This is a genomic window from Bradyrhizobium australiense (assembly GCF_013114825.1).
Taxonomy (GTDB): Bacteria; Pseudomonadota; Alphaproteobacteria; order Rhizobiales; family Xanthobacteraceae; genus Bradyrhizobium; species Bradyrhizobium australiense.
Map to the genome: position 1 here is coordinate 243090 of NZ_JAAVLX010000003.1, position 19375 is coordinate 262464.

A 19375-nucleotide genomic window follows, 5' to 3' on the forward strand; every position below is an offset into this window, starting at 1 on the left:
GCTTCCGGCCGTCATGCCTCGCGAAGCGGGGCATCCAGTGCGCCGCGGCCTCTCGATTCAATCACCAATATCTCTGGATCACCTGCATTCGCTGGTGATGACGTCGAAGACGATGGGAGTGACCGTACAATGCAGGACCTGATGAAAGGCAAGCGCGGGCTGATCATGGGCATCGCCAATGATCATTCGATCGCATGGGGTATCGCGAAAACGCTTCATGCACAGGGCGCCGAGCTCGCTTTCACCTATCAGGGCGACGCGCTCGGCAGGCGCGTCAAGCCGCTGGCTCAATCGCTCGGTATCGATACGGTGCTGCCGTGCGACGTCGAAGACCTTGCCAGCGTCGATTCGGTGTTCGCAGCGCTGAAGGCCAAATGGGGCGGGATCGACTTTCTCGTCCACGCGATCGCGTTCTCCGACAAGAACGAGTTGAAGGGACGCTATGCCGATACCACGCGCGATAATTTTTCGCGCACCATGCTGATCTCCTGCTTCTCATTCACCGAGCTTGCCAAGCGCGCCGCCGAGCTGATGCCCGAGACAGGCGGATCCATGATCACGCTGACCTTCGGCGGATCGGTACGCGTTATGCCGAACTACAATGTAATGGGTGTGGCGAAGGCGGCGTTGGAGGCGTCGGTACGCTATCTCGCCGCCGATTTCGGTCCGCGCAAGATTCGCGTCAATTCGATCTCGGCAGGTCCCGTGCGCACGCTGGCGGGCTCCGGCATCGGCGATGCGCGTGCCATGTTCGCCTTCCAGCAGAAACACTCACCGCTCGGCCGCGGCGTGACGCTCGATGAGCTCGGCGGCTCGGCGCTCTATCTGTTGTCCGATCTGTCGGGCGGCGTCACCGGCGAAATCCATTACGTCGATTCCGGCTACAACGTCATCTCGATGCCACGGCCGGAAGAATTGAAGGCGGAGTAGCGGCCCGCGCCGTCATGCCCCGCGAAGGCCGGGACATCAGTACGCCGCGGCCTCTCGGTTCGATCATTGGCGTCCCTGGAATACTGGGTCACCCGCCTTCGTGGATTACGACAACGGCGGCGCCTTCACCCCGCCGCGATCTTCTCTGCGCGCTGGAACGCGGAGCGCGCCGCGCAGCGGTCGAGATAGGCATCGAACGACGGCCGCGCCGGCACCATCTTGAACATTCGTACCGCAAAATGCAGCCCGGAACCTATCGTGATGTCGGCGGCGGAGAACTTCTCGCCGAGAATCCATGGGCCCTTCTGCAGGGCGGCATCGAGCACGTCGAACGTCTGCGTTGCACTTCCCCAGGCGGCCGTGCTCGGCAGCACCTCGAGTTTTGTGAAGAGCTGGATCAGCGCCGGCTCGATGCAAGTCGGCGAAAAGAACAGCCACTGCAGGTATCTCGCGCGCAGCGGATCGGTTGCGGCCGGTGCAAGGTTGGTTTCGGGATAGCGGTCGGCGATGTAGGCGCAGATCGCGGCCGCTTCCCCGAGCGCGGCGTCGCCGTCCTTGAGCCCCGGTACCTTGCCCATCGGATTGATCGCGAGATATTCCGGCGCCTTCTGCGCGCCCGTGGTGATGTCAGTTAGCACGCGCTCGTAAGGCAATCCGGTTTCTTCCAGGAGCCATATGGCGGAGAACGAGCGCGAACGCGGCGACCAGTAGAGTTGGATCATGGGACGAACCTTTCGTCGGTGTGGACGAACAGCGCCTGTTCATTGCGCGTCTGCTGCGAATTGGCAACGCACTACGCCTAGAACGAACGAGCCGTGCTCCAGCGATATATTGGTCAACTTTATTCGTGCAGCAGATCGGTTGGCGATTCCAGAGACTCGAACCATCATGGCCCGCTATGCCGGAGTGCTTAATCGTTCTTGAGATAGTCAGGCAGCGTCTGATCGAGCCTTGCCGCAACCAGCGCACGGGTTCTTTCGCGAAGCATCGCATTACCCGGAACGCCTGTCGCCGGTTCGGGAAACAGCGAGTTGTCGAGTTTGGTGAGCGGATCTTCGGTCAATCGCAAGCCTTCGGCCAGTCGCGTACCGAGCCCCGCGAATGGGCGGCTGATAATCTCGTAATTGCGGCCGTCGAGCAGAGTCAGCCCGACATTAGCGAACAGATGCGAGTGCCTGACGAGTGATCCTAGCCCGCGACTATATGCACCGATTCCGTCAAGCAAGAGATTGGTGCCCGGCACCTGCCCTTTGAAGCGGGTTACAACAAGGTAGCGTTCGCAGTTGGCTGCTGACGTGATGCTTCTGACGATCGCCGGCAGGCCCTCGCGCGGGTCGGGCAAGAATCGTGATGTCGGATTATAGAAGGGCTCAAATGCGCCCTTCGGATATGTGATCCTCCGCACTGCTGGATCAGTGCCGCTCGCGGCGCGTACACGCGCGACTACAAGATCATCGATTCCCCATCCCTCGACCGTGACCGCGCTCTCCTCGGTCTCAAATATCGTGAGGCCGAATTTTTGTACAGCAAAGCGGTCCCCGAGCGCCGAGATTACGCCAAGTCGGCAAGGACCCGTTTCCGCAGCAACCGATTGCTTTGCGGCTGTCTTGGCTTTGGGCGCCGTTTTCTTTGTGACGGCCTTTGCGGGTGTCGATGCCGCCGGGGCGTTCGTTGTTGAAGGAGATTGGGCCCATCCATCTGCCGCGAAGCATGACACGAGGATGGCGGCAGCGAAGCTACGGAGCATGGCTGAAGAACGAGAGTTGATGACACTGAGCATCCAAACTAGAGGGTGCAGGCGCCGTTCGCAAGCCGAGCGGTGGCTTTCACGCCGATTTTCTCCATCGATAATATTTCATCGCGAAGCCGGTCGTGGGTTCGGCCTGCTCCTTCTCGAAAGCAAATCCCTCGCGCTCGTACCAGCGCCAGGCTTTTTCGTTCTCTCGCACGCAGCGCAGCCAGATTTCATCCGGCAGATGTTGCCGAGTGAAGGCGAGCAGTCGGCGCCCGAGGCCGTTGCCCTGATATTCCGGCGCGACGAACAACTGGTCGAGATAGCGATCTGAAACATGCAACGCGAGCATCGCCGCCAGTTTTCCGTTGTCGTCGGCGACGTAAAGGCTCCAGCCCTGCTCCACCTCCATCGGGACGCGCGCGCGCAATTTTGCCAGCAGGAAGTTGGAGGCTTCTTCCAGTCCGGTAGACACCCAGCTCTCCATCCAGATCCGGGCGACCTCGTCATATTCGTCCGTACGGGCGAGGCGGATGACGGGTTGTGGCATGGTCAGTATCTCCCGAGACGCCTGACTCGTCAGGCCCGTGATTTCCGTGATGATGATCCCGTCTTGCGCTGTTCGCGCAACGCGTCGGCGGCGAGGCAAACCACCTCAGAGATTTGCTGGAGCTGTCCGGCGAGCGGGCTCGTCTTGCGCCAGACCATGCCGATGGTCCGCGACGGCTGCGGATTGCCGAAGCGGGCCACGGAAACCGGCGCCGAGCGGGTTTCCACCGCGACCGCCATTTCCGGGATCAGGGTGACGCCGATGCCGGCGCCGACCATTTGCACGAGCGTCGACAGCGAGCTCGCGTCGAGGACTTCCCGCGGCGGCGAGGATTGCATGTTGCAGAACGACAGCGCCTGGTCGCGGAAGCAGTGTCCCTCCTCGAGCAGCAAGAGTCGCATTTCGCGCAGCGTTTCATGGCTCGGCACCGGCGTTCCCTCGTCCTCGCCCCGCCGCACCAGCAGGAAATTCTCAGAAAAACACGCAACCTCGGTCAGCGAAGGCTCCGACACCGGCAGCGCCACGATCGCGGTATCGAGCCGGCCCTCCGTGACCTCCTTGATCAGCTTTGGCGTCAGCGTCTCGCGCACGTGAACGTCGAGCTCGGGATGCAGGCGCGCGAGATTCTCGATTACTTTCGGCAGCAGATAGGGCGCAATGGTGGGGATCATGCCGATGCGCAAGCGCCCCGCGAGCCGGTCGCGCGAGGCGCGCGCGAAATCTCCGAGCTCGTCAACCGAGCGCAGGATGTCGCGCACCCGCTGAACGATCTCCTCGCCGAACTTCGTCAGCGTGACCTGCCGCGCGCCGCGTTCCAGCAGCACGCCGCCCAAGACTTCCTCCATTTCCTTGATCTGCATCGAGAGCGCCGGCTGCGAGATCGAACACGCCTCCGCCGCGCGCCCGAAATGGCCGTGACGTGCCAGCGCATCGAAATAGCGGAGCTGTCGGAGCGTCATCTGGATCATCAGAATATCTTATCAGTCCGATCACTAAAATCAACTTCCCCTGATGGAAGGCGCTGCTTAGAGTGCTTGCAATCCGAACAGGAAGCGGACCTCAGGAGGCAATCATGGACGACAAAACCAAATGCCCGTTCTCGGGCGGCAACCGCGCGCGCACGAACCGCGACTGGTGGCCGGACGCGCTTGATGTTTCGGTTTTGCATCGCAATTCCACGCTGTCCGATCCGATGGGCGAGGCGTTCGACTATGCCAAGGAATTCAAGACGCTTGACCTCAATGCCGTGATCAAGGACTTGCATGCATTGATGACGGAATCGCAGGAATGGTGGCCGGCCGACTTCGGCCACTATGGCGGCCTGATGATCCGTATGGCGTGGCACAGCGCGGGCACCTACCGCATCACGGACGGCCGCGGCGGTGCCGGCGCCGGTCAGCAGCGTTTTGCGCCGCTCAATAGCTGGCCTGACAACGCCAATCTCGACAAGGCGCGCCGGCTGTTGTGGCCGATCAAGCAGAAATACGGCCGGAAAATCTCGTGGGCCGACCTGATGATTCTCGCCGGCAACGTCGCGCTCGAATCGATGGGCTTCAAAACGTTCGGCTTCGCCGGCGGCCGCGCCGACGTCTGGGAGCCGGAAGAGCTGTTCTGGGGTCCTGAGGGCACCTGGCTCGGCGACGAACGCTACAGCGGCGAACGTCAGCTCGCGGAGCCGCTTGGCGCCGTGCAGATGGGCCTCATCTACGTCAATCCGGAAGGACCGAACGGCAATCCGGACCCGCTCGCGGCGGCCAAGGACATCCGCGAAACCTTCTTCCGCATGGCGATGAACGACGAAGAAACCGTCGCCTTGATTGCCGGCGGCCACTCCTTCGGCAAGACCCACGGCGCCGGCGATCCGTCGCTGGTGGGGCCCGACCCGGAAAGCGGCGCGCTCGAGGATCAGGGCCTCGGCTGGAAGAGCAAGCATGGCACCGGCGTCGGCGCCGACGCCATCACCGGCGGTCCTGAAGTCACGTGGACGCAGACGCCGACGAAGTGGAGCAATCTGTTCTTCAAGAACCTGTTCGAAAACGAATGGGAGCTGACGCAGAGCCCGGCCGGTGCGAAGCAGTGGAAGGCGAAAGGGGCGGAAGCCACGATCCCGGACGCCTACGACAAATCGAAGAAGCATGTGCCGACCATGCTGACCACCGATCTGTCGCTGCGCCTCGACCCGGCCTATGAGAAGATCTCGCGGCGCTTCTACGAGCATCCGGACCAGTTCGCGGATGCGTTCGCGCGCGCCTGGTTCAAGCTCACGCACCGTGACATGGGCCCGATCGCGCGCTATCTCGGCCCGCTGGTGCCGAGGGAAACGCTGATCTGGCAGGACCCGATCCCGGCGGTCGATCATCCGCTGATCGGCGAGCAGGACATCGCCGCGCTGAAGGCCAAGATTCTCACCTCTGGCCTGTCGGTGTCCCAGCTCGTCTCGACCGCATGGGCGTCGGCCTCGACGTTCCGCGGCTCCGACAAGCGCGGTGGCGCGAATGGCGCGCGGATTCGCCTCAGCCCGCAGAAGGACTGGGAGATCAACCAGCCGGCCGAGCTCAAGACCGTGCTGCAGAAGCTCGAAGCGATCCAGAAGGAGTTTGGCAAGAAGGTTTCGCTTGCCGACCTGATCGTTCTCGGCGGCTGCGCGGCGGTCGAAAAAGCCGCCAAGGACGCCGGACTAGACCTCAAGGTGCCGTTCACGCCGGGTCGCATGGACGCCTCGCAGAACCAGACCGATGTCGAATCCTTCGCCCCGCTTGAACCGCGTGCCGACGGCTTCCGCAACTATATCAACAGCAAGAAGCATCAGTTCATGAAGCCTGAAGAGGCCTTGGTGGACCGGGCGCAATTGCTGCGGTTGACAGGACCCGAGATGACAGTTCTTCTCGGCGGCCTGCGCGTTCTCGGTGCGAATTTCGGCGGATCGAAGCACGGCGTCTTCACCCAAAAGCCGGGCACGCTGACCAACGACTTCTTCGTCAACCTGCTCGACATGGGCACGCAGTGGCAGCCTGCCGGCTCCGAGGGCGTGTACGAGTGCCGAGACCGGAAGAGCAATGCGGTCAAGTGGACCGGCACCCGCGTCGACCTGATCTTCGGCTCGCACTCGCAGCTCCGCGCCTTCGCGGAGGTCTATGCCTGCACGGACTCGAAGGAAAAGTTTGCCAAAGACTTCGTGGCGGCGTGGACCAAGGTGATGAACCTCGATCGGTTCGACATCGCCTGATCTTACGAGCGGCTTTCGCGCCGTTGGGCGAAGCGATTCCTGGAGCAGACTTGGAAAACAAAAGGGCGGCCGAGAGGCCGCCCTTTTCACATCGAATTCGCATCACGCGCCAAGCGTGCCGGCCTTGGCCGCAGCATAGCGCTCGGCGATCTTGGCCCAGTTCACCGTATTCCACCACGCCTTGAGATAATCCGCACGGCGGTTCTGGTAATTCAGATAATAGGCGTGCTCCCAGACGTCGTTGCCCATCAGCGCGCGCCTGCCATCCATCATCGGGTTGTCCTGGTTCGGCCGGGTCTCGATCGCGAGCTTGCCTTCCTTGCTCACCGTCACGAACACCCAGCCCGAGCCGAACTGGCGTCCGCCGGCGGCATTAAAATCGTTCTGGAATTTTTCCATACCGCCGAGATCGCGATCGATCGCGGCCAGCACCTCGCCCTCCGGCTTGCCGCCGTTCGGGCCCATGATTTCCCAGAACATGGTGTGGTTGGCGTGGCCGCCGAGATTGTTGCGGACGGTGAACTTGATACTGTCGTCGAGCGCATTCAGATTGCCGAGCACGTCCTCAAATTTCGCCGTGCCCAATTGCGAATTGGTCTTGGCGACGTTGTTGAGGTTGGCGACGTAGGCGGCATGGTGCTTGCCATGATGGATTTCCATCGTCTTGGCATCGATATGGGGCTCGAATGCATTGGTCGGATAGGTCAGCGGCGGCAGCGTGAAGGGGCCGGTGGGGGCGGCGGCCGGAGCAGGAGCGGCCGCCTGCGCGAAGACGAGACGTGGCGCTGCAGCCACCGCCGCGATACCGGTTGCTGCAAACATCAGATGGCGCCGGGACATGGATGACATCGAATTCTCCTTATCTATAGGTGAGCTTGGTGAATATGTGTGGACGGGACGCCGTAGGCCGCTGCGCGCGGCAAGTTACGGGTGAGGGGCGGGGTCGGGTTTCGTTTTGTTTCCTCATACCCCTGCGACGGAATCGCGCAGGTGCCGCGGTCCTGGCAGTGTAACTCAGGCGGCCAACAAAAAAGGGCGGCCGTTCGGCCGCCCTTTTGTTCACATTTTAGCGATGCCTTACTCGCCGGCTGCTTCGCGCGGCGCCTGGCCTTCCGCCTTCTGCTTGGCCTCGAGGTCCTCTCCGGTCACCTGATCGACCACCTTCATCGACAGCCGGGTCTTGCCGCGGTCGTCGAAGCCGAGCAGCTTGACCTTGACCTTGTCGCCTTCCTTGACGACGTCGGAGGTCTTCTGCACGCGGTTGGCGGCGAGTTGGCTGATGTGGACGAGACCGTCCTTGGCGCCGAAGAAGTTCACGAAGGCGCCGAACTCCATCACCTTGACCACGGTGCCCTCATAGATCTGGCCGATCTCCGGATCGGAGGCGATCGACTTGATCCACTTGATGGCAGCTTTCATCGCCTCGCCGTCATTGGAGGCGACCTTGACGGTGCCGTCATCCTCGATGTTGACCTTGGCGCCGGTCTTTTCGACGATCTCGCGGATCACCTTGCCGCCGGTGCCGATCACTTCACGGATCTTGTCGGTCGCGATCTTGAAGGTCTCTATGCGCGGCGCGTATTCGCCGAGCTCGGCGCGGGCGTTGGTCAGCGCCTTGGCCATTTCGCCGAGGATGTGGACACGCCCCTCTCGGGCCTGACCGAGCGCGACCTTCATGATCTCCTCGGTGATGCCCTCGATCTTGATGTCCATCTGCAGCGAGGTGATGCCCTGGTCGGTGCCGGCCACCTTGAAGTCCATGTCGCCGAGATGATCCTCGTCGCCGAGAATGTCGGAAAGGACCGCAAAGCGCTGTCCTTCGAGAATGAGGCCCATCGCGATGCCCGCGGTCGGCCGCTTCAAGGGAACGCCCGCATCCATCAGCGCCAGCGAGGCGCCGCACACCGAAGCCATCGACGACGAGCCGTTGGATTCGGTGATCTCGGAGACCACGCGCACCGTGTAGGGGAATTCGTGATGCGGCGGCAGCACCGGGTGGATCGCGCGCCAGGCGAGCTTGCCGTGGCCGATCTCGCGGCGCTTGGTGCCGCCGAGACGTCCGGTTTCACCGACCGAGTAGGGCGGGAAGTTGTAGTGCAGCAGGAACGTCTCTTTGTAGGTTCCCGACAGCGCGTCGATATACTGCTCGTCCTCGCCGGTGCCCAGCGTGGTCACGACCATAGCCTGGGTCTCACCGCGGGTGAACAGCGCCGAGCCGTGGGCGCGCGGCAGGACGCCGACTTCGGCGATGATGTTGCGTACCGTCTTGACGTCGCGGCCGTCGATACGCTTGCCGGTGTCGAGGATGTTCCAGCGCACGATCTTGGCTTCGAGCTCCTTGAACACGCCGGCGATGCGCAGCTTGTCGTATTTCGGCTCCTGGCCTTCCGGGAAGTAGTGCGCGATCACCTTTTCCTTGGCCTTGCCGACCGCCGCGTAGCGTTCCTGCTTGACCGGAATCGCGTAAGCCGCGCGCAGGTCCTGCTCGACCAGGCCGAGCATTTCCTTCTCGATCTCGCTGTTGTCGATGGTGGTGACTTCGCGCGGATCCTTGGCGGCCTTCTCGGCCAGCTCGATAATCGCCCTGATCACCGGCTGGAAATGGCGATGACCGAACATGACCGCGCCGAGCATGATCTCTTCCGAGAGCTCCTTGGCTTCGGATTCGACCATCAGCACCGCATCCGACGTGCCGGCGACGACGAGATCGAGCTGCGTGTCGGTCATTTCATCGAGCGTCGGGTTGAGGATGTATTCGTCGTTGCTGAAGGCAACGCGCGCGGCGCCGATCGGGCCCTTGAACGGAGCGCCCGACAGCGTCAGCGCGGCCGAGGCGGCGACCATCGACAGCACGTCGGGATCGTTCTCCATGTCGTGCGAGAGCACGGTGACGATCACCTGCGTCTCGTTGCGCCAGCCGTCTGCGAATAGCGGACGGATCGGGCGGTCGATCAGGCGGGAGACCAGCGTCTCCTTTTCGGTCGGACGTCCTTCGCGCTTGAAGTAGCCGCCGGGAATGCGGCCCGCGGCGTAGGTCTTTTCCTGGTAGTCGACGGTCAGCGGCAGAAAGTCGACGCCCTCGCGCGGCGTCTTGGCGGCAACGACGGTGGCGAGCACGACGGTCTCGCCATAGGTCGCCATCACGGCGCCGTCGGCCTGACGGGCGATCTTGCCGGTTTCCAGCTTGAGGGGACGTCCACCCCAGTCGATCTCGACGGAATGCGTATTAAACATAGTGATCTTTCTTTCATGGGTTCACGAGAGAGCGGAGCCCAAAAACACAAAGACCATGCGCAAGATGGCGGGACGCTGATCGCAATATGCGATCAGCATCCGGCGATCCTGCCATGGTCTTTATCTTTCGGATGGCATCCATCCTCTCGGCAGTCACGGGCACCTTGCCCTGTCCAGCGGCCGGATTGCTGCTGGACGTGTCGAGCACGATCCTTGTCGGATGATGCTCCTTGCGCATGATCGTCTCCAAAAATTGGAGTCCGGTTTCTTCGGAAAATCATGCGAAAACGCGCGCAAACTGCGCGCGCGTACACTCAAATCAACGACGAATGTTATGCTTTTCGAGCAACGCCTTGTAACGTGCCTCGTCCTTCTTCTTGATGTAGTCGAGAAGGGAGCGGCGCGTCGACACCAGCTTCAGGAGGCCGCGGCGGGAATGATTGTCCTTCACGTGGGTCTTGAAGTGGCCCGTGAGATTGTTGATGCGTTCCGATAGGATCGCAACCTGGACCTCGGGGGAACCGGTGTCGCCGGCTTTGGTGGCACTCGTCTTGATGACTTCCGCTTTGCGTTCGGCGGTAATCGACATCGTCAAACTCTCTCATTGCTGCGACCGGGACTGGCAGTCAGCCCGGTCAGGTTGAACACGCGCTTAGGGATGAGTTCGCCATTGCCAATTTCAGCAAGCGCCAAAAGGCGGCCTGCCACCGTGACATAGACTGTGCCGCTACTATTGGGCGCATCCCGTCCGCGCAACAAAACGGCTTGGCCCCTGTGGAGCCTTGCCGCATCAGCCCGTGTGACGGCCAGTGCCGGGATGTCGTCCAGCGCGGTCTCAACGGGCAAAAGCGCGTCGGCGAGGCTTCCCTCGCCAGACGCGGCTCTATTGCACAAAGCCTCCAATTCTTCCAGCGGAATCATGTCCGTCTCGCGGAATGGACCCACAAGGGTCCGCCGCAACGCGCAGATATGGCCGAAACAGCCCAGAATCCGGCCGATATCGCGGGCCAGCGCCCTTACATAGGTGCCCTTGCCGCACTCCGCCTCGAACACGGACTGCCCGTTATCTTCATGTTCTACAAGGGTTAATTCGTGAATCTCGACCGGCCGGGGTTTCAATTCGACGGTTTCGCCGTCCCGCGCCAGATCATAGGCGCGCTCGCCCTGGACCTTGATCGCCGAATATTGCGGCGGGATCTGCTCGATCAGGCCGGTGAACTGGGGCAGCAGGGCGCGGATCGCGTCCGCTGACGGGCGGAACTCGCTGGTCCTGACAACGCGCCCTTCGGTATCGTCGGTATCGCGCTCCTCGCCCCAGGCGACCGTGAAGCGATAGCGCTTGCGCCCGTCCATCACGAAGGGAACCGTCTTGGTGGCCTCCCCGAGCGCGATCGGCAGGCCGCCGGACGCCAGCGGATCGAGCGTGCCGGCGTGCCCCGCACGCTTGGCCTGGAATAGGCGCTTGAGCACAGCAACCGCATGCGTCGAGGTCATGCCGATCGGCTTGTCGAGAATCACCCAGCCATGAACGTCGCGCTTGTCGCGCCGCGGCTGGTTGTTCTGGCGCGGCTGCTTCTTGTGACGCGGATCATTATTGGTGCGGCGTTCGCCTTCGTCGAAGCGTCGCTTGCCGTCGTCACGCGACTCGCCTGAAAAAATATCTTTTTCAGCGTCGTGCGAATCGGCAGTTTGCTGCTCGATCACGCGGTTGGCGGTGGGCAGCGTCATCACTTGTCGTCCGTATCGGGTGCGAGGTCTCTCTGCACCGCAGGTGTTCTTAGTAATTTCTCGATCCGTTCCGCTTCGTCGAATCGTTCGTCGACGCGAAAGCGAAGGTCGGGGACAAATTTTAAGTTAACGCGATGCGCGATCTCGCCGCGCAGGAACTTCTTGTTGCGTTCGAGCGCCGCAATCACGACGTCGATGTCGCGGCCGCCGAGCGGCATCACGTAAATCGTCGCGAGTTTCAGGTCCGGCGACATTCGCACCTCGGGAACAGTGATGATGTGGCCTTCGAGGTCGGGGTCGTGCACATTACCGTGCGACAGAATATCGGCGACCGCATGGCGCACCGTCTCGGCGACGCGCAATTGCCGTTGCGAGCCGCCGGGCGCGGAACTCTTGTTATGGTGGCGGGGCATTGCCGTCCTTCAAAAAAACAAATCGTAATGACCGGACTTTATGCCGGCCATCCACGTCTTTCTCGCTGCTGAATTCTCAGGACGTGGATGCCCGGCATAAAGCCGGGCATGACGTCGAACTAGTTCAATATCCTTCTGACGAAGCCGTAAGGTTCAGACTTACAGGCTGCGCTGGATCGTCTCCACGCGATAACACTCGATCACGTCGCCGACACGCATGTCGCCGTAATTCTCGAACGCCATGCCGCATTCCTGGCCGGACTGCACTTCCTTCACTTCATCCTTGAAGCGCTTCAGCGTCGAGAGCTTGCCTTCATGCACGACGACGTTGTCGCGGATCAGGCGAACGTTGGCGCCGCGCTCCACGGTGCCGTCGGTGACGCGGCAGCCGGCGACCTTGCCGACCTTGGAAATGTTGAACACTTCCAGGATCTGCGCATTGCCCAGCATGGTTTCGCGCAGCGTCGGCGCGAGCAGGCCGGACATCGCCTTCTTGATGTCGTCGACGAGATCGTAGATGATGTTGTAGTAGCGGATCTCGATGCCGTTGCGCTTGGCGGCAGCGGCAGCTTCCTTGTTGGCGCGCACCGAAAAGCCGATGATCGCGGCGTTGAAGCCTTCCGCCAGCGTCACGTCGGATTCGGAGATGCCGCCGACGCCCGCATGCAGGATGCGCGCGGCAACTTCCTCGGTGCCGAGTTTTTCCAGCGAACCCAAAATGGCTTCGAGCGAGCCTTGCACGTCGGCCTTCACGATCAGCGGGAATTCCTTGCGGCCCGCGGTCTTGAGCTGCGACATCATCTGCTCGAGCGAGCCGCGCATGCCGGAAATCGAGGCCGCGGCGTTCTCGCGCTTCTGGTGGGCGCGATAGCTCGTGACCTGGCGGGCGCGGGCTTCGTTCTCGACCACGGCAAGGCGGTCGCCGGCTTCCGGCGGGCCGTTGAAGCCGAGTACTTCGACCGGCACCGAAGGTCCGGCCTCGTCGAGGTTCTCGCCCTGGTCCGAAATCAGCGCACGGACCCGGCCCATTTCGGCGCCGGCCACGATGATGTCGCCAACCCTGAGCGTACCGCGCTGGACCAGCACAGTCGCGACCGGACCGCGGCCACGATCGAGCTTGGCTTCGATCACGGTGCCTTCGGCAGGCCGTTCCGAGTTGGTCTTGAGGTCGAGAAGTTCAGCCTGCAGCGCGATCATCTCGAGCAGCTTGTCGAGATTGGTCTTGTTCTTGGCGGAAACCTCGACGTCGACGACTTCACCGCCGAACGATTCGACCTGAACCTCGTGCTGCAAGAGTTCGGTGCGCACACGTTCCGGCTTGGCGTCGGGCTTGTCGATCTTGTTGATCGCCACGATCATCGGCACCTTGGCCGCCTTGGCGTGGTTGATCGCCTCCACCGTCTGCGGCATGACGCCGTCATCGGCCGCCACCACCAGGATAACGATATCGGTGACCTTGGCGCCGCGCGCACGCATCGCGGTGAACGCGGCGTGGCCGGGCGTATCGATGAAGGTGATCTTCTTGCCGCTCTCCGGCGAGGTCACCTGATAGGCGCCGATATGCTGGGTGATGCCGCCGGCTTCGCCCGACACCACGTTGGCATGGCGCAGCGCGTCGAGCAGCGAGGTCTTGCCGTGGTCGACATGGCCCATCACGGTGACGACCGGCGAGCGCGGCTCGGTATCGGTCGAATCGTCGACGACGTCGAACAGGCCTTCTTCAACGTCGGACGCGGCGACGCGCTTGACGGTGTGGCCCATTTCCTCGGCGATCAGCTGCGCGGTGTCGGCATCGATCACGTCGGTGATCTTGTGCATCGCGCCCTGCTTCATCAAAAGGCGGATGACGTCGACCGCGCGCTCCGACATGCGGTTGGCGAGTTCCTGGATGGTGATCGCTTCCGGGATTGTGACCTCGCGGACCAGCTTTTCCTTCGGTTCGTTCGAGGCATGGCCCTTCAGGCGCTGGGTGCGGCGGCGGAACGAGGCGATCGAACGCTCGCGCACGTCATCGTTGAGCGCGGTGACCACCGTCAGGCGCCCGCGCTCCTTTTGCGGGCCCGGCTTGTGGGTGGTCTTGGGAGCGGCTACGGGGCGCATGGCGCCACCGGGGCCACGCCGAACCTGACGCGGACCTTCGTCTTCATCGGAACCGTCTGCGGCAACACCCGGGGCGCGCACGGGCGGCGCTGCAGCCGGACGGGCGCCGGCCGGACGGGCTGCGGCGGGTCGCGCTGCGGCGGGTGCCGCCGTCGCCGCGGGCTTGGTCTCGGCCTCGCCAAATCGCTTCTTGGCCTCGACTTCGGCCTTGCGCTTGGCTTCCTCTTCCTGGCGGTGCCGTTCTTCCTCGGCCTTGCGGCGGGCTTCGGCGGCCTCGCGTTCAGCCTGCTCAATGCCCTCACGGCTCGCACGGCGCTTGGCTTCTTCCTCGGCCAGACGGCGCTCTTCGATTTCACGTACCTTGGCGTCGGCCAGCGCGCTGGCGCGGGCGGAACGCTCGTCTTCCGTCAGCGTTCGCAGCACCACGCCCGAACCGCCGCGCGGCGCGGCGCCCGGCGTTGCCGCAGGGCGGGAGAGGGGGGCCTTTGCGGCGGGCGCTGCCTTGGCGGCGGCAGGCTCCGGCGCATGCGTCTCCGTGACGGGTGCGTCGCCGCCGACACGGCGCTTGCCGCGCTTTTCGACCACGACCTGCTTGGTCCGGCCATGGCTGAAGCTCTGGCGCACGGTGCCCGTCTCGACCCGCGGCTTCAGCGTCAAGGTCTTGGTCGGGACACTCAGAGTCTTGTCGCCAGGCGTTTTGGTATCAACCATTCAAGCAGTCCTAATCTCGTTAGCGTTGTGCGTTTTCCGCACCGTCATTGAAGCAGGTCTTCGGAACCAATCTTCGTCAGTCAGAATTTCTGGCCGCCATCCCCGGTCCTGTCGTCATCGTCCGTCCGGTATCGAACCAGGATCTGGCAGCGCGACAGGAACGTTTTGCTCGCCGGGCCCGCGAGCAGCGCAGCATGTATCACATTTGACCGGCCCAGTGCCAAATCCAATTGTGCCGAGGTTAAAGCGGTAACGATCGGCAAATCCCGCGATTCACCGATATTTCGGCCCCTTTGCCCGGCGATCGCGTCCAATTTGCGGATTCCGTCGGCCGCGCCGTCGGAAGCGTGGATCAGGACTTCGGCCCTGCCCTGTTCGAGCAGGCCCTCGACCTTGGCAAAGCCGGAAATCACCTGACCGGCCTTGGCCGCCATGGCCAGTGCCTCGGTGCAGCTTCGTTCCAGCAGGGCCTCGGTGTCGGCGGGAAGGGTCGCCGCGACCCGGACGTCGCGCTTGAACCCTCTGCTAAATTGGTGACGCCGCACCGCTTCCGCAACCGTCCGGCGCGAGGCCGATACCCAAAGGCCACGGCCGGGCAGCTTGCGCTTCAAATCGGGAATTACGTCGCCCGAGGGGGTGACAACGAACCGGATCAGCTCGTCGATCGGGCGCACCTCGCGACTGACCGCGCACATCCGCATGGTCGCGGACTTGTCGGTCCGCGGCCCATGGTCGAGATCGGGGTCAGCCAAAGCGAGCATGCCTGTTTGATGGCTCCAGTCATCTGCGCACGGTCTGCGCGCAGAAAGGATATTCGGTTTTGCGGAACACCCGCATTACGCCGTCTGGTCTTCGGTGGCTTCCGCCGCCTCGGATTGCTTGGCGAGTTCGGCCTCGGTGATCCAGCCGGCAATGACGCGCGCCTGCATGATCATGGCTTCCGCGTCCTCGCGCGAGATCTCGTTGGCATCGAGAATGCCGGGATGCTTGGTCGGCTCGCTGCCTTCCTTGCGCTCGGTCCAGCCGACCAGATCGTCGGTGGCGCAGCCCGCCAGATCCTCGACCGTCTTGATGTCGTTCTCGCCGAACTTCACCAGCATCTTTGAAGTCACGCCGGGGACCTTCTTCATTGCATCTTCCACGCCGAGTTCCTTGCGCTTGTTTTCCAGCTCGGTTTCGAGCTGCTCCAGATATTCTCTCGCCCGGCTCTGCAGCTCGTTGGCGGTTTCCTCGTCGAAACCCTCGATGCCGGCCAGTTCCTTGACATCGACCAGCGCCAGTTCCTCCACCGACGTGAAGCCTTCAGACGCCAGCAGCTGGCCGACCACCTCGTCGACGTTCAGCGCTTCCATGAACACGCGGGTCGAGTTCTCGAAGTCGGCCTGGCGGCGCTCGGACTCTTCCTGCTCGGTGAGGATGTCGATATCCCAACCGGTCAGCTGCGAAGCGAGGCGCACGTTCTGGCCGCGCCGGCCGATCGCCAGCGAGAGCTGGTTGTTGGTGTCGGGAACCACGACCTCGATCCGCTCGCGGTCCTCGTCGATCACGACCTTGGCGACTTCGGCAGGCGCCAGCGCGTTGACGACGAAGGTAGCGATGTCGGGCGACCACGGAATGATGTCGATCTTCTCGCCCTGTAGTTCGTTCACCACTGCCTGTACGCGCGAGCCGCGCATGCCGACGCAGGCGCCGACCGGATCCACCGAGGAATCCCGGGAAATCACGCCGATTTTCGCGCGTGAGCCGGGATCGCGGGCCACCGCCTTGATCTCAACGATGCCATCATAGATTTCCGGCACTTCCTGCGCGAATAGTTTCGCCATGAACTGCGGATGGGTGCGGGAGAGGAAGATTTGCGGTCCGCGGGTTTCGCGGCGGACGTCGAAGATGTAGGCGCGGACACGGTCACCGTTGCGGAACACCTCGCGCGGCAGCATCTCGTCGCGGCGGATGATGGCCTCACCGCGGCCGAGATCGACGATCACGCTGCCATATTCGACGCGCTTGACGACGCCGTTGACGATGTCGCCGATGCGGTCCTTGAATTCCTGGTATTGCCGGTCGCGCTCGGCCTCGCGCACCTTCTGCACGATCACCTGCTTGGCGGACTGCGCCGCGATGCGGCCATATTCCAGCGGCGGCAGGGTGTCGGCGATGGTGTCGCCGACCTGGGCGCCCGGATTGGCGCGCTGCGCGTCCGCCAGTGAAATCTGGTTCGCCGAGTTCTCGACCTGATCGACGACCAGCATGTGGCGCGACAGCCGCAGTTCGCCCTTCTTGGCGTCGATCTCGGCGTGAACGTCGGTCTCGCTGCCGTAACGGGCGCGGGCCGCCTTGGCGATGGCGTCTTCCATCGCGGCGATCACGATGCCGCGGTCGATCGACTTTTCGCGGGCGACCGCGTCTGCGATCTGCAGCAGTTCGAGTTTGTTGGCACTGACTGCCATGACCTAGTCTCCTTCGGTAGGATCGATCTCGCCCCTGCGCAGTCTTTCTGCGGCGAGGCGGTGTTTCTTGGTATTCACCGGCTCCGGCTTCTTGCCGGGCTTCGGCTTCGGCTTGTTGCTTCTGGCCGGATCGCTCTTCTTTGCGTGCGGCGGAGGCGGTGGCGCCAACCCGAGATTCTGCTTCAACTCGCGCTCGGCCTGCTTGCCGCGCCGCATCGATTCAGCAATCAGCTCGTCGGTCAGAACCAGCCGCGCATCGGAGATGTCTTCCATCACCAAAAGCACGTCGGCATTTTCGTCGGCGCGTGTGTCATCCCGATGTAGCCGCACGGCATTGCCTTCGACACCGGCGAGGAGCCCGCGGAAACGCTTGCGGCCCTGATGGGCGACCGCCATTTCGATCTTCACGAGATGACCGGCGTAGCGCTCGAAATCCGATCGGCGCACCAGCGGGCGATCGATGCCGGGCGATGATATCTCCAGACGATAGGCGCGGTCGATCGGATCGGCGACGTCGAGCACCGGCGACAGCGCCCGCGAGATCGCCTCGCAATCCTCGATCTGCATCGATCCGTCGGGCCGCTCGGCCATAATCTGGACAGTGCAGCCGGCCTCGGCTGAAATTTTGATCCGGACCAGCCGGTAGCCCATTCCCTGCAGAACCGGTCCGGCCACTGCCGATACCCGCGCCGCCACGCCCGGCTCGACGACGAGACGGGGCTCGGCCAAGAGGTCGGCATCCTCGGAAGCAGCAGTTGGATCGGTCATGTCCAGGGTCAAAAGCGTCTTACTTGCATGGTTTAGGACGGGCCTAACCGGAGGTCCGGCCGGTTCCCCGAACCGCCCTTGAGGCCCGTTCTGGGCAAGGCAGATTCAGGTAATAAAAAAGAGCGGGTCCCGGGGGGCCCACTCTCAATACGCGATCGTATGAGAACCATAAGTTGCCGCGGATATAGCGGTTTTTCCGCAATCCGACAAGGCCCACAATCCCGTTAAGACCGATTTTGCCAAGCTTTGAGGGCGAGGTAAAGTCTAACCATTCATTCACAAACCCTGCCTAGATTTCCCGAAAACCAGCCAATTCGGCCGGTTTGAGTGGATTTATGATTGTTTCACCATCGCTGATCCCGGAACTCGACGACATTGTCAGTCGTGGCGACCCCAAGCGCCGCGCCGATGCCGCGCGGCGCATCAGCGAGCTCTTCCTGCAGGGTGCGGCGAGCTTCCGCGCCGATCACGTCGACCTGTTCGACGGCGTCCTGATCAGCCTCGTTCCGCATGCCGAGATTGATGCGCGCGCCGAGTTGGCCGAGCGTTTGTCGACCCTGGCGAATGCGCCGCGCGGTTTGGTCGGCCAACTCGCCCATGAAGATGAAATTACCATCGCGGGCCCGTTGCTGCGCCGCTCGCCGGTCATCGACGAAAAGATGCTGCTCGAAATTGCGTCCATCAAGGGTCAGGGTCATCTCCTGGCGATGGCGGAGCGGCCGACACTCTCGGCCGATCTTACCGACGTCATGATCGCGCGCGGCGACCGCGCGGTGGTCAGGCGCGCCGCCGGCAATGCGGGCGCAGCGTTTTCGTCAGACGGCTATTCGACGCTGATCAAGCGCGCCGGCCAGGATGGCGTGCTGACGATCAGGCTCGGCCAGCGCGACGATTTGTCACCTACGCAATTGAAAGAGCTGCTCTCCGGCTCCATCGACGTCATCCGTCGCCGCTTGTTTCAGGTCGTCAAGCCCGAGCGTCAGATCGATATCAGGCAGGCGATGAGCGCCATCACCGGCCCGTCCGAACGCGAGGAGCGGCGTGACTTCGTGCCGGCGCAGCGCACGGTGCTGAAACTTCATCGCGAGGGCGCGCTCGGCGAAGGTGCATTGCTCAACTTTGCCAGGGCCTTCAAATACGAAGAATCGATCGCTGCGCTGTCGGCGATGACCGGCGTAAAGATCGATACCCTCGACCGCCTGATCAGCGGCGAGCGCTACGATCCAATCCTGATCGCCGGCAAAGCCATCGATCTCGAATGGGCGACGGTGCGCGCGCTGATTTTGCTTCGGCTCGGTCCGAACCGGACGGCGTCCCCCGCCGACATCGAAAACGCGCGCGTGAATTACGTGCGCCTGATGCCCATGACCGCCCAGCGCGTCGTCGAGTTCTGGAAGACGCGGTAGCGGTCTCGCCGGCTTGGCTCGCTCGTCGTTGCGAGCGAAGCGAAGCAATCCATTTCTCCGCGTGCTGAGAGATGGATTGCTTTGTCGCTGTCGCTCCTTGCAATGTATGAGCGGAAACACCTCCCGAACC

16 protein-coding genes are annotated in these 19375 nt (G+C 62.8%); 3 read left to right on the top strand and 13 right to left on the bottom strand.

Translation table 11 applies throughout. The features are described 5' to 3' along the window. The first annotated feature begins 129 nt into the window (after positions 1–129). Positions 130–930, top strand: a complete 801-nt coding sequence (gene fabI, locus HCN58_RS08305) for an enoyl-ACP reductase FabI (protein ID WP_171578879.1) — start codon at positions 130–132, stop codon at positions 928–930. A gap of 125 nt (positions 931–1055) precedes the next feature. Here the strand turns inward: fabI and HCN58_RS08310 are convergent, their stop codons facing one another. From HCN58_RS08310 to HCN58_RS08325, 4 genes are all read right to left on the bottom strand, one after another. Further along, positions 1056–1652, bottom strand: a complete 597-nt coding sequence (locus HCN58_RS08310) for a glutathione S-transferase family protein (protein WP_171578880.1) — start codon at positions 1650–1652, stop codon at positions 1056–1058. Positions 1653–1840: 188 nt separating this feature from the next. Then, the gene (locus tag HCN58_RS08315) at positions 1841–2710 is read right to left on the bottom strand and encodes a hypothetical protein (RefSeq protein ID WP_235983488.1); all 870 of its coding nucleotides are present in this window, start codon (positions 2708–2710) and stop codon (positions 1841–1843) included. A 46-nt stretch (positions 2711–2756) separates the two neighbouring features. Beyond that, complete coding sequence (locus tag HCN58_RS08320; protein WP_171578881.1) at positions 2757–3212, bottom strand: GNAT family N-acetyltransferase; 456 nt, start codon at positions 3210–3212, stop codon at positions 2757–2759. Between the two features lie 29 nt (positions 3213–3241). After that, positions 3242–4180: a LysR substrate-binding domain-containing protein gene (locus HCN58_RS08325; RefSeq protein WP_171578882.1), complete on the bottom strand. Its 939-nt coding sequence runs from the start codon at positions 4178–4180 to the stop codon at positions 3242–3244. Between the two features lie 104 nt (positions 4181–4284). Between HCN58_RS08325 and katG the strand changes: the two genes are divergently transcribed. Further along, entirely contained in the window at positions 4285–6438 is a 2154-nt protein-coding gene (gene katG / locus HCN58_RS08330; RefSeq protein WP_171578883.1) for a catalase/peroxidase HPI, read from the top strand. Positions 6439–6540: 102 nt separating this feature from the next. On the opposite strand, the gene HCN58_RS08335 is transcribed toward katG, so the two are convergent. The 9 genes from HCN58_RS08335 to rimP all read right to left on the bottom strand — a co-directional run bounded on the left by HCN58_RS08335 (position 6541) and on the right by rimP (position 17839). Continuing rightward, positions 6541–7287 (bottom strand): superoxide dismutase, encoded by a 747-nt coding sequence (locus HCN58_RS08335; RefSeq protein WP_171578884.1) that lies wholly within the window; start codon positions 7285–7287, stop codon positions 6541–6543. A 228-nt stretch (positions 7288–7515) separates the two neighbouring features. After that, positions 7516–9672: a polyribonucleotide nucleotidyltransferase gene (gene pnp, locus HCN58_RS08340; RefSeq protein ID WP_171578885.1), complete on the bottom strand. Its 2157-nt coding sequence runs from the start codon at positions 9670–9672 to the stop codon at positions 7516–7518. A 319-nt stretch (positions 9673–9991) separates the two neighbouring features. Then, complete coding sequence (rpsO, locus tag HCN58_RS08345; protein WP_057854808.1) at positions 9992–10261, bottom strand: 30S ribosomal protein S15; 270 nt, start codon at positions 10259–10261, stop codon at positions 9992–9994. A gap of 2 nt (positions 10262–10263) precedes the next feature. Beyond that, complete coding sequence (truB, locus tag HCN58_RS08350; RefSeq protein WP_171578886.1) at positions 10264–11400, bottom strand: tRNA pseudouridine(55) synthase TruB; 1137 nt, start codon at positions 11398–11400, stop codon at positions 10264–10266. After that, positions 11400–11813: a 30S ribosome-binding factor RbfA gene (gene rbfA / locus HCN58_RS08355; protein ID WP_171578887.1), complete on the bottom strand. Its 414-nt coding sequence runs from the start codon at positions 11811–11813 to the stop codon at positions 11400–11402. The genes truB and rbfA overlap by 1 nt, the downstream gene beginning before the upstream one ends. A 159-nt stretch (positions 11814–11972) precedes the next feature. Further along, positions 11973–14624, bottom strand: coding sequence for a translation initiation factor IF-2 (infB, locus tag HCN58_RS08360; protein WP_171578888.1), 2652 nt, complete (start codon positions 14622–14624; stop codon positions 11973–11975). An 80-nt stretch (positions 14625–14704) separates the two neighbouring features. Further along, positions 14705–15385, bottom strand: coding sequence for an RNA-binding protein (locus HCN58_RS08365; protein ID WP_171578889.1), 681 nt, complete (start codon positions 15383–15385; stop codon positions 14705–14707). A gap of 75 nt (positions 15386–15460) precedes the next feature. Next, the gene (nusA, locus tag HCN58_RS08370) at positions 15461–17071 is read right to left on the bottom strand and encodes a transcription termination factor NusA (RefSeq protein WP_171578890.1); all 1611 of its coding nucleotides are present in this window, start codon (positions 17069–17071) and stop codon (positions 15461–15463) included. A gap of 3 nt (positions 17072–17074) precedes the next feature. Then, entirely contained in the window at positions 17075–17839 is a 765-nt protein-coding gene (gene rimP, locus HCN58_RS08375; RefSeq protein WP_171578891.1) for a ribosome maturation factor RimP, read from the bottom strand. A gap of 335 nt (positions 17840–18174) precedes the next feature. Here rimP and HCN58_RS08380 point away from each other — a divergent pair, with 335 nt between their 5' ends. Further along, the gene (locus HCN58_RS08380; RefSeq protein ID WP_171578892.1) at positions 18175–19245 is read left to right on the top strand and encodes a DUF2336 domain-containing protein; all 1071 of its coding nucleotides are present in this window, start codon (positions 18175–18177) and stop codon (positions 19243–19245) included. Positions 19246–19375: the final 130 nt, after the last annotated feature.

What these genes read in the sequence shown, in the direction of transcription:
- HCN58_RS08335 (WP_171578884.1), bottom strand. Translation starts at nt 7,287, where the DNA reads ATGTCATCCATGTCCCGGCGCCATCTGATGTTTGCAGCAACCGGTATC.
- infB (WP_171578888.1), bottom strand. Translation starts at nt 14,624, where the DNA reads ATGGTTGATACCAAAACGCCTGGCGACAAGACTCTGAGTGTCCCGACC.
- rimP (WP_171578891.1), bottom strand. Translation starts at nt 17,839, where the DNA reads ATGACCGATCCAACTGCTGCTTCCGAGGATGCCGACCTCTTGGCCGAG.
- pnp (WP_171578885.1), bottom strand. Translation starts at nt 9,672, where the DNA reads ATGTTTAATACGCATTCCGTCGAGATCGACTGGGGTGGACGTCCCCTC.
- truB (WP_171578886.1), bottom strand. Translation starts at nt 11,400, where the DNA reads ATGACGCTGCCCACCGCCAACCGCGTGATCGAGCAGCAAACTGCCGAT.
- HCN58_RS08365 (WP_171578889.1), bottom strand. Translation starts at nt 15,385, where the DNA reads ATGCTCGCTTTGGCTGACCCCGATCTCGACCATGGGCCGCGGACCGAC.
- HCN58_RS08310 (WP_171578880.1), bottom strand. Translation starts at nt 1,652, where the DNA reads ATGATCCAACTCTACTGGTCGCCGCGTTCGCGCTCGTTCTCCGCCATA.
- HCN58_RS08380 (WP_171578892.1), top strand. Translation starts at nt 18,175, where the DNA reads ATGATTGTTTCACCATCGCTGATCCCGGAACTCGACGACATTGTCAGT.
- nusA (WP_171578890.1), bottom strand. Translation starts at nt 17,071, where the DNA reads ATGGCAGTCAGTGCCAACAAACTCGAACTGCTGCAGATCGCAGACGCG.
- rpsO (WP_057854808.1), bottom strand. Translation starts at nt 10,261, where the DNA reads ATGTCGATTACCGCCGAACGCAAAGCGGAAGTCATCAAGACGAGTGCC.
- HCN58_RS08315 (WP_235983488.1), bottom strand. Translation starts at nt 2,710, where the DNA reads ATGCTCAGTGTCATCAACTCTCGTTCTTCAGCCATGCTCCGTAGCTTC.
- HCN58_RS08325 (WP_171578882.1), bottom strand. Translation starts at nt 4,180, where the DNA reads ATGATCCAGATGACGCTCCGACAGCTCCGCTATTTCGATGCGCTGGCA.
- HCN58_RS08320 (WP_171578881.1), bottom strand. Translation starts at nt 3,212, where the DNA reads ATGCCACAACCCGTCATCCGCCTCGCCCGTACGGACGAATATGACGAG.
- fabI (WP_171578879.1), top strand. Translation starts at nt 130, where the DNA reads ATGCAGGACCTGATGAAAGGCAAGCGCGGGCTGATCATGGGCATCGCC.
- rbfA (WP_171578887.1), bottom strand. Translation starts at nt 11,813, where the DNA reads ATGCCCCGCCACCATAACAAGAGTTCCGCGCCCGGCGGCTCGCAACGG.
- katG (WP_171578883.1), top strand. Translation starts at nt 4,285, where the DNA reads ATGGACGACAAAACCAAATGCCCGTTCTCGGGCGGCAACCGCGCGCGC.